Origin of the sequence: Dolichospermum sp. UHCC 0259 (assembly GCF_009711935.1) — a bacterium.
In the GTDB taxonomy this organism is placed as follows: Bacteria; Cyanobacteriota; Cyanobacteriia; order Cyanobacteriales; family Nostocaceae; genus Dolichospermum.
Genome location: NZ_VIKX01000014.1, coordinates 22,958 through 35,748, shown reverse-complemented (window position 1 = coordinate 35,748; position 12,791 = coordinate 22,958). Strand labels below are relative to the sequence as shown.

At 38.5% G+C, this 12,791-nt stretch carries 15 protein-coding genes; 10 read left to right on the top strand and 5 right to left on the bottom strand.

What is annotated here, in order from left to right:
* Window positions 1–136: 136 nt before the first annotated feature.
* The 4 genes from FJR05_RS01625 to FJR05_RS01610 are packed head-to-tail and all read right to left on the bottom strand — an operon-like array spanning window position 137 to window position 2,846.
* Entirely contained in the window at window positions 137–829 is a 693-nt protein-coding gene (locus FJR05_RS01625) for a Uma2 family endonuclease (protein WP_168642508.1), read from the bottom strand.
* 29 nt (window positions 830–858) lie between these two features.
* Complete coding sequence (locus FJR05_RS01620) at window positions 859–1,608, bottom strand: cobalt-precorrin-6A reductase (protein WP_174783544.1); 750 nt, start codon at window positions 1,606–1,608, stop codon at window positions 859–861.
* Window positions 1,609–1,656: 48 nt separating this feature from the next.
* Window positions 1,657–2,292: a hypothetical protein gene (locus FJR05_RS01615; protein WP_254446638.1), complete on the bottom strand. Its 636-nt coding sequence runs from the start codon at window positions 2,290–2,292 to the stop codon at window positions 1,657–1,659.
* 53 nt (window positions 2,293–2,345) lie between these two features.
* A complete protein-coding gene (locus FJR05_RS01610) occupies window positions 2,346–2,846 on the bottom strand; it encodes a thioesterase family protein (protein WP_168642507.1) in 501 nt (166 codons plus the stop codon).
* Window positions 2,847–3,021: 175 nt separating this feature from the next.
* On the opposite strand from FJR05_RS01610, the gene FJR05_RS01605 reads away from it, so the two are divergent.
* From FJR05_RS01605 to FJR05_RS01560, 10 genes are all read left to right on the top strand, one after another.
* Window positions 3,022–4,494 carry a leucyl aminopeptidase gene (locus tag FJR05_RS01605; RefSeq protein WP_168642506.1) on the top strand — a complete coding sequence of 491 codons (1,473 nt, stop codon included), beginning with the start codon at window positions 3,022–3,024 and terminating at the stop codon, window positions 4,492–4,494.
* Window positions 4,495–4,570: 76 nt separating this feature from the next.
* Window positions 4,571–5,425 (top strand): DUF4351 domain-containing protein, encoded by an 855-nt coding sequence (locus FJR05_RS01600; protein ID WP_168642505.1) that lies wholly within the window; start codon window positions 4,571–4,573, stop codon window positions 5,423–5,425.
* 89 nt (window positions 5,426–5,514) lie between these two features.
* Window positions 5,515–5,775 (top strand): DUF4351 domain-containing protein, encoded by a 261-nt coding sequence (locus FJR05_RS01595; protein ID WP_371416768.1) that lies wholly within the window; start codon window positions 5,515–5,517, stop codon window positions 5,773–5,775.
* Window positions 5,776–6,010: 235 nt separating this feature from the next.
* Entirely contained in the window at window positions 6,011–7,036 is a 1,026-nt protein-coding gene (gene plsX, locus FJR05_RS01590) for a phosphate acyltransferase PlsX (protein ID WP_168642504.1), read from the top strand.
* 220 nt (window positions 7,037–7,256) lie between these two features.
* Window positions 7,257–8,258: a beta-ketoacyl-ACP synthase III gene (locus FJR05_RS01585; RefSeq protein ID WP_168642503.1), complete on the top strand. Its 1,002-nt coding sequence runs from the start codon at window positions 7,257–7,259 to the stop codon at window positions 8,256–8,258.
* Between the two features lie 105 nt (window positions 8,259–8,363).
* Window positions 8,364–9,245: an ACP S-malonyltransferase gene (fabD, locus tag FJR05_RS01580; RefSeq protein ID WP_168642502.1), complete on the top strand. Its 882-nt coding sequence runs from the start codon at window positions 8,364–8,366 to the stop codon at window positions 9,243–9,245.
* 71 nt (window positions 9,246–9,316) lie between these two features.
* Window positions 9,317–9,940 carry an AAA family ATPase gene (locus FJR05_RS01575; RefSeq protein WP_168642501.1) on the top strand — a complete coding sequence of 208 codons (624 nt, stop codon included), beginning with the start codon at window positions 9,317–9,319 and terminating at the stop codon, window positions 9,938–9,940.
* 8 nt (window positions 9,941–9,948) lie between these two features.
* A complete protein-coding gene (locus FJR05_RS01570) occupies window positions 9,949–10,407 on the top strand; it encodes a hypothetical protein (protein WP_168642500.1) in 459 nt (152 codons plus the stop codon).
* Window positions 10,379–10,960: a hypothetical protein gene (locus FJR05_RS01565; RefSeq protein WP_168642499.1), complete on the top strand. Its 582-nt coding sequence runs from the start codon at window positions 10,379–10,381 to the stop codon at window positions 10,958–10,960. Before FJR05_RS01570 ends, FJR05_RS01565 begins: the two co-directional genes overlap by 29 nt.
* A 100-nt stretch (window positions 10,961–11,060) precedes the next feature.
* On the top strand, window positions 11,061–12,164 hold the full coding sequence (locus FJR05_RS01560; RefSeq protein WP_168642498.1) for a fatty acid desaturase: 1,104 nt from the start codon (window positions 11,061–11,063) through the stop codon (window positions 12,162–12,164).
* A gap of 53 nt (window positions 12,165–12,217) precedes the next feature.
* Here the strand turns inward: FJR05_RS01560 and FJR05_RS01555 are convergent, their stop codons facing one another.
* Window positions 12,218–12,781 (bottom strand): hypothetical protein, encoded by a 564-nt coding sequence (locus tag FJR05_RS01555; RefSeq protein ID WP_168642497.1) that lies wholly within the window; start codon window positions 12,779–12,781, stop codon window positions 12,218–12,220.
* Between the last annotated feature and the right edge of the window lie 10 nt (window positions 12,782–12,791).

Below are 12,791 nucleotides of genomic sequence, written 5' to 3'. Positions count from 1 at the left end.
AGAGGAAGTAGGGGGAGTAGGGGAAGTAAGGGAAGTAGGGGGAGGAAGAAGAATGATTTTCACCAATGACCAATGACCAATGACCAATTACCAATTACCAATTACCAATTACCAATTACCAATTACCAATTACCAATTACCTATTTTGTAAAAATTCCGCGTGTTCAGGTGAATTTAATCCGGCTTGTACAACTGCTAAAACCTGAGTCATGTCACCTGTCAATAATGCTGATACTGCTAACCATAAACCGGGCATAACTTGACTTTTGATGACACCATCAGCATCGGGTTCAAGAGAGATATATTCACTTTCATGTAATTGAAACCAATTTAGTTTTTTTTCTAAACTTTGCCAAACAATATATTCTTGAATACCGTTGCGACGATAAGCCTTTTTTTTATCATGCAAATCATAAGCTGCACTACTAGCAGCAATTTCGGCAACTAATTCTGGTGAACCTTCAATATAGTCATCTGCTGTAATGCGGGACTTTCCTCCTAAACTTTGATCAATGAATAAAATTCCATCGGGTTGGGGTTCGTTATCTTGATCTAATCTAATTGTGGGTTCAATACCTAACTTGACACCAGGTGTGGAAATTCGGTAATTCCATAACCAACCAATTAAATTGCTGTGGGGTTCTGCATGACGTTGAAAGCGTAAGGGTGATGCCACGTAAACTACTCCTTCAATTAATTCGGCTTTTTTAACATGGAGACTTTCTGTATAACGACGTTCAAATTCGTGGCGTGATAGGCGATCGCCACTTTCTAAGGGTAAAATCAGATTTTGAGGAATATTGTTAATATCTGGTTTCTTAATTACCATGTTGCGTCCCTCCATTAATTACCTTAATTTTACAAAATATCTAACTTGTTAAACAACCATTTACAGGCACTATCTACGTCTGGAACTTGTTCTCCAGGGGGTATAGGTGGACGATTTACCATCACAACCTTAATTCCGAGTTTCCTAGCGGCGATAATTTTGGGATAGGTGGCACTACCACCACTATTTTTGCTAACAATGGTATCTATATTATATTTGAGTAAAATTTCCTGTTCGTTTTCTAAAGTAAAGGGACCGCGATCGCATAAAATTAATCCAGGTGGAACGATAACATCACTATTTGGTGGATCAATCATCCGCATTAAAAACCAAATTTCCTGTAAATGTGCAAAAGTCGCAATTTCTTGTCTACCAATTGTTAAAAATACTCGTTTAGCTTGATTTGCCAAAACAGCAGCAGCAGCGAAATTATTTTCTACTTCTATCCAGCAATCATCCGCTAATTTTTCCCAAGCTGGACGAATTACCATTAATCGGGGAATACCTATTTCCTGTGTCGCTGCGGCAGCATTTTCAGAAATCTGATTAGCAAAAGGATGAGTCGCATCAATTAATATATCAATTTGCATTTCCCGCAAATAACTAACTAATCCTGAGACACCCCCAAAACCACCAATTCGCACATTACCAACAAGATTAGCAGGTTTACGAGTTCGACCGGCTAAAGAAGCGATCGCCTCAATACCAGGAATATTTGCTACCTTAGCCGCCAATTCAACTGCATCACCAATTCCACCGAGAATTAAAACCCGCAACATATCAAGTTCCTAAAAATCTCATCCTGTATTTATTACTTCTGACTCCTTTTATCTTTCTTCATCCCGACTCCTGACTGGGCGCGGGCCCCGCGCCCCTACCTCCTGACTTCTTTTAACTTGATTTTGGAGTTTTTCTATAGCTTGGGAATGCGATTTTTTTAATGAATAATTCAACCAAATAAAACTACCAGAAAAGATGGTTAAAACTATAACTAAAATACCTGTTAACAATTTCACTTGAAAATTCAGACGGTTTACCAGATCAATTTGATTTTCTTCTGGAAGTTGAGACATAGAAACTAAACGGAGATCTTCATTATTTACCATCACCTCTATCTTCGTTTCTTCCACGTTTACAAATGTCACCTTACTTTGCAGCCATTGAGTAATTAACTCAGGACAATTTTTATTAAACCATTGCCAAGCCAGCATTTTAGCTACTGGCTTCGACATTTTAGTGATAAATTTTAGAGTCTTATTGAGAGTTCCAAAATTAAACTTATGATTTATCAAATTTGTTGAACCAACATCATAAAGACAAGCTATGATGGCTTTAATTATAACTTCTTCTTGATAAATCAAGGTTTTTAATAAAAGCCTCAGTTCATTAATTAGTTGTTCCTCTTTCTCTTTTTCTTGAACATTTTCTGTTAAATGATTAGATATTTTTACTGATTTAGACATATTAAAAGTATGGGTGGCTGGAAAAGTTTTTTTATTATAATTCCCTGTCCCGATTACCCAATCTTCCGAGAACCAGAGATTTTCGCCAAAGCATCTTGAAACGCCGGTGGTAACTGACGCATAATTTTACCTTTTTCCCGATCTAAAGCTACTAAAGTTACCAAAGCAGTAATATATAAATCTTGACCATCGGGAGAAACAAGGGTGTAGTCCCAGTTCATTCGCACTCCTGTTACCTCAGCCATCCGTGTTCTTACTAAGACTGGCATTCCTAATTTCACCGACTGATGATAACGAATTGACAACTCTACAACAGGCAAATCACAACCTAAAGCTACTAAATCAGCAAATTCAATGCCGATAGAACGTAAGCATTCTACCCGCGCTTCTTCCATCCATGTTAAATAAGTACCATGCCAAACTATACCCGCATAATCAGTATGGTGAGGTTGGGCCCGGACTGGATATTCAAACCAATTTTCAAATGCAACATTGGTAACGCTGTCAATGGCGCTGGTGGGTGGTAATTGGGGCTGATTGATTTCTTTAGGCATAATTATAATTTTTACAAGCGACAGATGGCTAAAAACCCGATAAAACTTTGTAAATTGGATATTTGTAAACTATTTCTCATTTTACCAGATTGTCAAGACGTTGCGTACAACGCCCATGATTCCGAAAATTTGAGCAATACTGGTACATGAAGAAAAATAGACAGAAATTACAAAAATGACGATTCAACTTACAAATACAGGATTATTAGACTGGACTGGTGATACTTTAGCCTTTGGTCTCTTTGAAGATGCGATAGAGTTAACTGGTGATCTGGTCAAGTTAAATGATAAATTTGCAGGAATTTTAAAAGAAGTAATTACCGAAGAAGAGTTTACAGGTAAGGCTAATAGCACCGTTGTTATTCGTTTAGGTGGGACTTACCCAGTAAAGAAGGTAATTGTGGTTGGTTTAGGGAAGCCGGACGCGCTGAAGCTGGAAAGTTTACGTCGTGTAGTTGCGACTGTAGCCAAAACTGCTAAAAAGCAAAAAACCAAGACTCTGGGAATCAGTTTACCACTGTGGAACAATGACCCAGCCACCACAGCCCAAGCACTAGCTGAGGGCATAGAATTGGCACTTTACCAAGATATTCGCTTTAAATCTGAACCAGAAGATAAAAATCCCCAGATTGAAACCATTGATTTACTGGATTTAACTGGACAAGAAGCGGCTATTACTCGCGCTAATCAAATTGTTTCTGGTGTAATTTTGGCGAGACAGTTGGTAGCAGCCCCGGCGAATACGGTTACACCTATTACTATGGCAGAAACTGCTCAAGCGATCGCTCATGAACACGGGTTACAACTGGAAATTTTGGAACAGGAAGAATGCGAAAAACTAGGCATGGGGGCATTTTTGGGAGTCGCCCAAGCTTCTGATTTACCACCAAAATTCATTCACCTCATCTATAAGCCAGTCGGTACACCTAAGCGGAAACTGGCAATTATTGGAAAAGGTGTAACTTTTGATTCCGGTGGATTGAACATTAAAGGTGCTGGTAGTGGGATCGAAACCATGAAAATGGATATGGGTGGTGCAGCGGCAACTTTAGGCGCAGCTAAGGCTATTGGGCAGTTAAAACCAGATGTAGAAGTTCACTTCATCTCCGCCGTTACCGAAAACATGATTAGCGGTAAGGCCATGCACCCTGGAGACATCTTAACTGCATCAAATGGCAAAACAATCGAAGTTAATAACACCGATGCTGAAGGGCGGTTAACCTTGGCTGATGCCTTGGTTTATGCGGATAAATTGGGTGTGGATGCGATCGTTGATTTAGCTACTCTTACAGGTGCTTGTGTGGTAGCTTTGGGTGAAGATATCGCCGGTTTATTTACACCAGATGACACGGTAGCTTCCCAACTGCAAACCGCCGCGGACAATGCTGGTGAGAAAATTTGGCGGATGCCGATGGAAGATAAATATTTTGACGGGTTAAAATCGGGTATTGCTGACATGAAAAATACCGGACCCCGTTATGGCGGCGCTATTACTGCGGCTTTATTCCTGAAGCAGTTTGTTAAGGATACTCCTTGGGCGCATTTAGATATTGCCGGGCCAGTTTGGGCTGATAAAGAACATGGCTACAATGGTGCAGGGGCAACTGGTTTTGGTGTCAGGACATTGGTTAGCTGGGTTTTAAGTTAATTTAATTTCACCTCAACAGGGCGGGGTTTCCCCACCCCTACCATAAATTAGAACGCTGTGAATTAGGGTGTAAATTGTGAGTTTTGATAATGTTTGTAAAATCTTAGCTGAAAAATATCCTCTTGATTTTGCTAACTGGTTATTACCTGAAGCAGTCGAAAAAATCAAAGTCTTAAAAACTGAATTAAGCATTGAACCAATTCGCGCAGATTCCGTTATTTTGCTACAAACAAAAAACAGAATCCTGCATTTAGAATTTCAAACTAGAACCAAATCAGAAACTCCCATTCCGTTAAGAATGTTAGATTATTTTGTCAGATTAGTTAGACAATATAATCTACCTGTTACCCAAGTGGTGATTTTCTTGCAGGAAACAAGTAATGAAATCGCTTTTACCGAGGCTTATATTGATGAAATGACAAATCATCGCTATCGAGTCATCAGAATGTGGGAGCAAGATTCAGCTTTATTTCTCAACAACCCCGCATTACTTCCATTAGCACCATTAACCAAAACAAATTCCGCTTCTGGGTTATTATCCCAAGTAGCCACAGAAATTGCTAAAATTACAGATGTACCAGCCAGACAGAATACTGCTGCTTACACAGAGATTTTAGCAGGTTTACGATTCGATAAAAATCTAATTCGTCAATTATTGAGCGAGGATATTATGCAAGAATCTGTAATTTACCAGGATATTTTGCAAAAGGGTGAACAGAAAGGAGAAAAAATAGGAGAACAAAAAGAAGCTTTCCGTTTCCTGAATCGTCTTTTAAATCGGCGGTTTGGGGAAATGGATTCATTTATAGTTGAACGGATTAGTTTATTGCCTACTGAACAATTAGAAATATTGGGAGAAGAGTTTTTAGATTTTTCAGGAATATCTGATCTAGTTAATTGGTTAGATACACACCTCCCCAGAAGTTTATAAGGTTTTTTCCAGATTCTTGATTTTTTGAGATTTTAGCAGGTTTGCGATTCGAGAAAAATCTAATTCGTCAATTATTGAGCGAGGATATTATGCAAGAATCTGTAATTTACCAGGATATTTTGCAAAAGGGTGAACAGAAAGGAGAAAAAATAGGAGAACAAAAAGAAGCTTTCCGTTTCCTGAATCGTCTTTTAAATCGGCGGTTTGGGGAAATGGATTCATTTATAGTTGAACGGATTAGTTTATTGCCTACTGAACAATTAGAAATATTGGGAGAAGAGTTTTTAGATTTTTCAGGAATATCTGATCTAGTTAATTGGTTAGATACACACCTCCCCAGAAGTTTATAAGGTTTTTCCAGATTCTCGATTTTTTGAAAAAGTCGGGAATCTAATTTGTGATTTGCTTTGGGACATTAGTAAATATAATCCTAAACAAATATTAACAAGCGGACTTCAATGAAATTAAATATATTAATTCTCTTGGTTTGAGAAAAAGTAGATTTTCTTATGCTTTTTTGAGAATTTTAAATTTTTAAGTATTGCAATCTGATAAAATTTGTAAGGTTTCTATAAGCTCTGAGCAATGGGATCGACTGGTGTAAGGATCGCAATTGACGCAATGGGGGGAGATCATGCACCCGCTGAAATCGTAGCCGGCGCACTGCGGGCGCGAGAAGAATTGGGTGTAAAAATATTACTGGTTGGAGATCCCCAACAAATTGAGGCTATTATGCCGCCAAAGACAACTATGGCGGATTTGGAGATTGTTCCTGCCGAGGAAGCGATCGCTATGGATGAAGATCCTCTCAACGCAGTTAGACGCAAGCGGAAATCTTCCATCAACATAGCGATGGATTTAGTCAAAAATCAACAGGCAGATGCTGTATTTTCTGCTGGACACTCTGGGGCAGCGATGGCATCAGCTTTGCTGCGCTTAGGCAGATTACCGGGAATTGACCGCCCAGCAATTGGCACAGTATTCCCCACCATCAAAGCCGGCAAACCAGTAATGATCCTGGATGTCGGTGCTAATGTAGACTGTCGCCCTAAATTTTTAGAGCAGTTTGCAGTTATGGGTTCAATTTACAGTCAGTATGTTTTGGGAACAGACAATCCCAAAATAGGTTTATTGAATATTGGCGAAGAAGATACTAAAGGTAACGAAGTAGCTCTCCGCGCCCACCAATTGTTACGGGAAAATACTCAAATTAATTTTACTGGTAATGCTGAAGGGCGCGATGTATTATCCGGTGAATTTGATGTGATTGTTTGCGACGGCTTTGTGGGTAATATTTTATTAAAATTTGCCGAAGCAGTTGGAGGCGTAATTCTACAAATTCTTCGAGAAGAATTACCCCAAGGGATACACGGTCAAATCGGTACAGCGATTTTAAAGCCTAATCTAAAGCGTGTTAAACAACGCATGGATCATGCTGAACACGGAGGAGCTTTGCTTTTGGGTGTCAGCGGTATTTGTTTTATTGGTCATGGTAGTTCCCAAGCACCATCTATTTTTAGTGCCATTCGTATGGCTAAAGAAGCGGTAGATAATCAGGTGCTAGAAAGACTCCAATCCCAATATCAAATTCTCCAAAATGAAAGTAGTTAGCTATTATTTCTTCAACGTGGAAATACTAAGTTAACAGCTATTTGTCATTTGTCATCCGATTTTAGATTGCGGATTTTAGATTCATAAATACTTTTGTAAATCTAAAATTCTTGATCTCAAATCTAAAATTGGGATTGTCATTGGTACTCGTTATTAATGCTTACAAACAAGACAACTGACAATTTACAAATGACAACTGACAATTGAGGAAAAAAAAGAAGTGCAAAATTTTTTCAACAGTGGTATAGCGATTACAGGTAGTGGTTCAGCAGTCCCAGCAGCTTGTTTACACAACCAAGAATTAACTCAAGTGGTAGAAACATCAGATGAGTGGATTGCCTCAAGAACAGGAATTCGTCAAAGACGGTTAGCATTGCCCCCTGACTCACTGACATCATTAGCCACTGCGGCTAGTCAACAGGCCATTGCTGCCGCTGGGATCACAGCAGCAGACATAGATTTAATTTTGTTGGCCACCTCCACCCCTGATGACCTCTTTGGAACTGCTTGCCGTGTTCAAGGGGAATTAGGTGCTACCAAAGCAGTTGCCTTTGACTTAACTGCCGCCTGTTCTGGCTTTGTCTTTGGTTTAGTCACAGCCGCCCAATACCTCAGAACAGGTGTTTATCAGAATGTACTTTTAATTGGGGCGGATATCCTCTCTCGATGGGTAGATTGGCAAGATAGACGCACTTGTGTGTTATTTGGTGATGGGGCTGGGGCAGTGATATTACAGGCTAATAAAAGCGATCGCCTATTAGGATTTTGCCTCAAAAGCGACGGTTCTCAAAACAATTGTCTCAACCTAGCCTATAACGCCTCTAGCACAGAACTAGCACCAGATATTCACGTATCTACAGGCAGATATCACCCCATTACCATGAATGGTAAAGAAGTCTATCGCTTTGCTGTACAAAAAGTTCCAGAAGTGATAGACAAAGCCCTATTTGCAGCTAATCTCAAAGTTGAAAATATAGATTGGCTAGTATTACATCAGGCAAATCAAAGAATTATCAATTCTGTTGCTGAACGCTTAGAGATTCCCGAACATAAAATTATCAGCAATGTCGCCGACTATGGTAACACCTCCGCTGCATCTATCCCCCTAGCTTTAGATGAAGCAGTACGAGCCGGGAAAATTAAACCCAATGATATCATTGCCACATCTGGTTTTGGTGCCGGTCTTTCCTGGGGTGCAGCCATTTTAAAATGGGGAAGATAGACAATTCAAAAGTCAAAAGTCAAAAGTCAAAAGTAGAAAATTCATACTAATAACAAATGACAAATGACAACTAACAACTAACAACTGATCACTGACTAATAACAAATGACTAAAACTGCATGGGTGTTTCCCGGACAAGGTTCTCAAGTATTGGGAATGGGAGTAGACTTGTTAAATCTACCATCTGCCAAAGAAAAATTTATTCAAGCTGAGGCAATTTTGGGTTGGTCTGTAATAGATATCTGTCAAAGTGATCTTGACACCTTATCACGGACACTTTACACCCAGCCTAGTTTATATGTAATAGAAAGTATTATTGCTGATATTTTGCGAGAAAAAGGACAGCAACCGGACGTAGTTACAGGTCATAGTTTAGGGGAATATATCGCCCTTTATGTGGCAGGTGTTTTTGAATGGTCGGCTGGGTTACACTTAGTAAAACGGCGGGCAGAATTAATGGATAGTGCTGCTGGGGGAATGATGGCAGCATTAATGAATTTTGACCGAGAAGAATTAGAAAAAGTTATTAGCGCCACACCTGATGTAGTTTTAGCAAATGATAACAGTCCTCTCCAAGTTGTAATTTCTGGAACTCCAGACGGTGTACAGGCTGTGATGTCGCAAGTCAAAGCTAAACGGGCTATCCCCTTAAAGGTTTCGGGCGCATTTCATTCTCATTTAATGAAAGCAGCCGCAATGGAATTTCAAGAAGTTCTGGATTCAGTGATTTTTCAGTCAGCAAATGTTCCAGTTTTATCTAATGTAGATCCAGTTCCAGCTATGGAAGCGGAAACTTTAAAACAGCGTCTTTCACAACAAATGACGGGTTCTGTCCGCTGGAGAGAAATTTGTTTGCAATTAGTAGAAGAGGGCATTGAGAAAGTTGTAGAAATTGGTCCTGGTAACGTATTGACTGGTTTAGTTAAACGAACTGCACCTAGTTTAATTTTGCAAAATATTCGTAATGCTGCTGAGTTACCTGAATAGGTGAAGAAAACAGTCTTTTCAATACAAACCTGAACTTAGAACAATCTTTTTCATACAATGGAGTAATCAGAGTGCTGAAAATCGTAGTCAATGCAACCAAGGGTGGAGTAGGAAAAACCACAGTGGCTACAAATATTGCCTTACTACTAGCCCAGCAAAACAAACGTGTTTGGGCTTTAGACCTGGCTGGAAGAAGCAGAATGGGTAATTTCTTAAAATCTATAGATTACTTTGCAAATGACAGAAATAAGATAGATATTAGAGAAACAGAACCTTTACCAGATAACTTTCCTGGTGGAAATAATTATGATTTCCTGGTTGCTGATACAGACGATTACTATGAAGTACCTGCTGCTGTAGTGACAAAACGGGGATGGCGGCTGATTGTTCCTGTTGTACCTGAGTACGATCCTATTGGATTAGAGGATATAGTTAAAGAAACAGCATCGCTCCTGAATTTTGGCCTTTTAATTGACATTGTTCCTAAAGCCAGAATTATTGTCAATAATAGATTTCCTAATCATGATTATGAGCAACCTTATGAGAAAGTCTCCAAATTGCTGCAAAATTCTGGAATTGATGAATTTTTATCTCCTGATTGGTTGCCGTTTGTAAGTTTGTCCCCTTTAGACTTTACATCGGATGAAATATTTTCGCAAAGTCTACGCTCTGTTCTTGCTGAACTTGATATGTGAGAAAATTTATGTCTAAGCTGACTGAGACACTTAAAGGTCAAATATCAGGAAATTTGAAAAATATATCTATAACATTTGACTCGAATTTACTGGATCAAGAGTTAATTGATCAACTAAGTATTTATCTTTCTACAAAGTCAGCCAAAAAACTAATTGAATTATCCTTTGCTATTACTTCTACAAAAAAATTAGACATTCAAGAAAGCATAATAGACCAAATACAATATAAATCAGCTAAACAATTAATAGAAGCAATATCTCAAAAACCTAAGACTAATACTGAGAAATTACAGCGAGTCAATGTTCCTCGATGGATGGTGTTAATTCTTGGTTCAGAAATTCATTTGGTGAATGGGAAATCTCCTATTACAACTGAGGATGCTATTAATCATGTGTTTCACCTTTGTCTGGATTTATTAGAACAATCAATAGGTAATAATGGGCAATCTACAAAAAAGGTTAGTTGAGCATTTAATTTCTTTATCACCTAAAGATAAACGAGAGATTGCTAATCGCATTGTTCAAGTTTTAGGCGGTGATCCTACACCTCAAGTTACCGGACTTCCGCCACGCAGAGGAGCGGGAGATGGAGGATTAGATGGCAGGATTCCAATTCTGATCAAGGAACGTATTATCAGACAAAAATTAAAGAGTAGGTCTGATGGTTTAGAAATACCCATAGATACAATTAAGGAAGAATTTACCTGGGTTGGAACTCAAGCTGGTTTTAACATCAAGATAGAAAAAGATAAATTTTCAAGGGATACTCTAAATGCCTTTGTGGAGAATTTACGACGTGAGCATATTTTTGCAGGAGTTATTATTACAGCAGTTAAATTAGCTCCAGATGCTCAAGCAGAATTTCAACGTCATAATGACAATGATATGGATTTGTGTCATCTTTTTTTAGAAAATTTGCTAAGTGGAGATATATCTTGTTCTAATATTTGCTTTGTTGCAGGTGATATTAGTGAAAATTTAAGAAAAAATTTGAGAGAATTTCTAACTTCTCAAACCTAACCTTTATTTAGATAATATCATTGCAAAAAATCAACCTCACACTTACTTGAAATTGCTTATAATTTCCTTTGTCAATCTACACAGAAAACTACAAAGATTCATGAATACACTTGAACAAAAAACTTGGATGACGCAAGCAGATTATGCTAAAAAGCTGCGTCTTTTACTGCCACCGGAAGCATTTTTACCTGATACGAATAAACTCTGGATTCTCTTAATTAATCTAGTAATTATGATTTTGGGTTGGGGAATTGCCAATCATCTTGATGACTGGAATTGGTATTTTCTCTGGCTGTATTTACCATTAGCATTAGTAATGGCTAATAGTGTGATTGTTTTGCTTTTTAGTACCCATGATTTGCTGCACAGCCGGACAGTGAAAAATCCTTGGTTGAGACAAATAATTAGTTTATTGGGATTCACAATGTTATGGATGCCGCCAACTTTATGGAAAGCAGTACACAATCGAGAACATCATAATAAAACAAATTCTTCGGAAGATCCAGATCGTAATTATTTAGATCATCAACCTGAGAATTGGGGTAAATGGATTCAAAATGCTTTTGTACCGTCGGCTGAGGTAAATCCTATTTTATTGTTTATAGGAATGGGTCATGCTTGGGGAGTTCACACATTTCGGAATTTGACCTCAGTTTTATTATTTAATAATGGTAAGGCTGAGTATCCTGTGGTGGCTTTTACAGTTAGCGGGAAAGAACGACGGGCGATCGCTATGGAATTACTCATGATTATCGCCATCCATGCCACCATTTTAACTTACCTGGAGTTCCACCCCATTAAACTACTTCTTAGCTACTTCTTGCCCATTTGGATAGGCCATGCAGGGCTAATGTTTTATATCTATACCAATCATATGGTATGTCGAATGACAAGTGTAAATGATCCTCTGATCAATAGTCTCTCTATTCGAGTTCCGAAACTATTTGATCTCTTGCATTTAAACTTTTCTTACCATACAGAACATCACATTTTTCCCGGCATAAATTCAGATTATGCGCCAATGGTGCAAGAACTATTAAAAACACATTACCCGGAAAGATTCAACTTATTAAATGCGGGAAAAGCTTGGGAATTAATGATGCAAACACCCAGACATTACAAAAATGAGCATACCTTCACCGACTGGTCTGGAAATAAATCCGTAAACTGTCCAATTTTAGGGATAAATCTCACCGATAGATAGTCAAATTTAGAACCTATGGAGAAGTAATCTAAAAACTTTCTCTGTCACCTCGATTACATCTCCATCCAAAGACGTTCTAATTGCCTTTGCCAAGCTGCTAAAACTTGTTCTCTTCCCTGGGCATTTTGGTCAATATCTCCTAATAATCCTTCGGCATAAAAACGATCTAGATTTTGCATAGTGGCTTCTAAAGATTGTCCCTGTTGTTTTGCGGCTTTAATAATTTCTCGAATCCGAGTTTCTACTAAATTATTGAAAACATCATTAACACCAGCTTGATATAATGAAATCAGACGAGCGATCGCATTAGCAAAATCTCCATTAGTCAAAGTGCCACTATTATGCTGAAATACTCCCCAAACTACATCATCATAAACAGCATATCGTGTTTCCTGAGTATCATCAAAATTAGCCTCTAGAAACTGCGTTATAAAAGCTGCGGCTTCTTGCAAGGGCATAATTGGCAATAACACCCGCAACCAAGTATCATCTTCTGAAAGCAGCACCAACAACCGAAACTCAGTAGTTTCTACTTGCCAAGAACCAGGGGCGATAGATTTAACAACTTCAGCACCAAATAACTCTGTTAACGTACCCGCGATGTCTTCCGGTGTCATAATTATTTTT

Excerpts from the sequence above, each read along its gene's own strand:
- FJR05_RS01625 (WP_168642508.1), bottom strand. The coding sequence starts at position 829 with ATGGTAATTAAGAAACCAGATATTAACAATATTCCTCAAAATCTGATT.
- FJR05_RS01620 (WP_174783544.1), bottom strand. The coding sequence starts at position 1,608 with ATGTTGCGGGTTTTAATTCTCGGTGGAATTGGTGATGCAGTTGAATTG.
- FJR05_RS01615 (WP_254446638.1), bottom strand. The coding sequence starts at position 2,292 with ATGTCTAAATCAGTAAAAATATCTAATCATTTAACAGAAAATGTTCAA.
- FJR05_RS01610 (WP_168642507.1), bottom strand. The coding sequence starts at position 2,846 with ATGCCTAAAGAAATCAATCAGCCCCAATTACCACCCACCAGCGCCATT.
- FJR05_RS01605 (WP_168642506.1), top strand. The coding sequence starts at position 3,022 with ATGACGATTCAACTTACAAATACAGGATTATTAGACTGGACTGGTGAT.
- FJR05_RS01595 (WP_371416768.1), top strand. The coding sequence starts at position 5,515 with ATGCAAGAATCTGTAATTTACCAGGATATTTTGCAAAAGGGTGAACAG.
- plsX (WP_168642504.1), top strand. The coding sequence starts at position 6,011 with ATGGGATCGACTGGTGTAAGGATCGCAATTGACGCAATGGGGGGAGAT.
- fabD (WP_168642502.1), top strand. The coding sequence starts at position 8,364 with ATGACTAAAACTGCATGGGTGTTTCCCGGACAAGGTTCTCAAGTATTG.
- FJR05_RS01570 (WP_168642500.1), top strand. The coding sequence starts at position 9,949 with ATGTCTAAGCTGACTGAGACACTTAAAGGTCAAATATCAGGAAATTTG.
- FJR05_RS01565 (WP_168642499.1), top strand. The coding sequence starts at position 10,379 with ATGGGCAATCTACAAAAAAGGTTAGTTGAGCATTTAATTTCTTTATCA.
- FJR05_RS01560 (WP_168642498.1), top strand. The coding sequence starts at position 11,061 with ATGAATACACTTGAACAAAAAACTTGGATGACGCAAGCAGATTATGCT.
- FJR05_RS01555 (WP_168642497.1), bottom strand. The coding sequence starts at position 12,781 with ATGACACCGGAAGACATCGCGGGTACGTTAACAGAGTTATTTGGTGCT.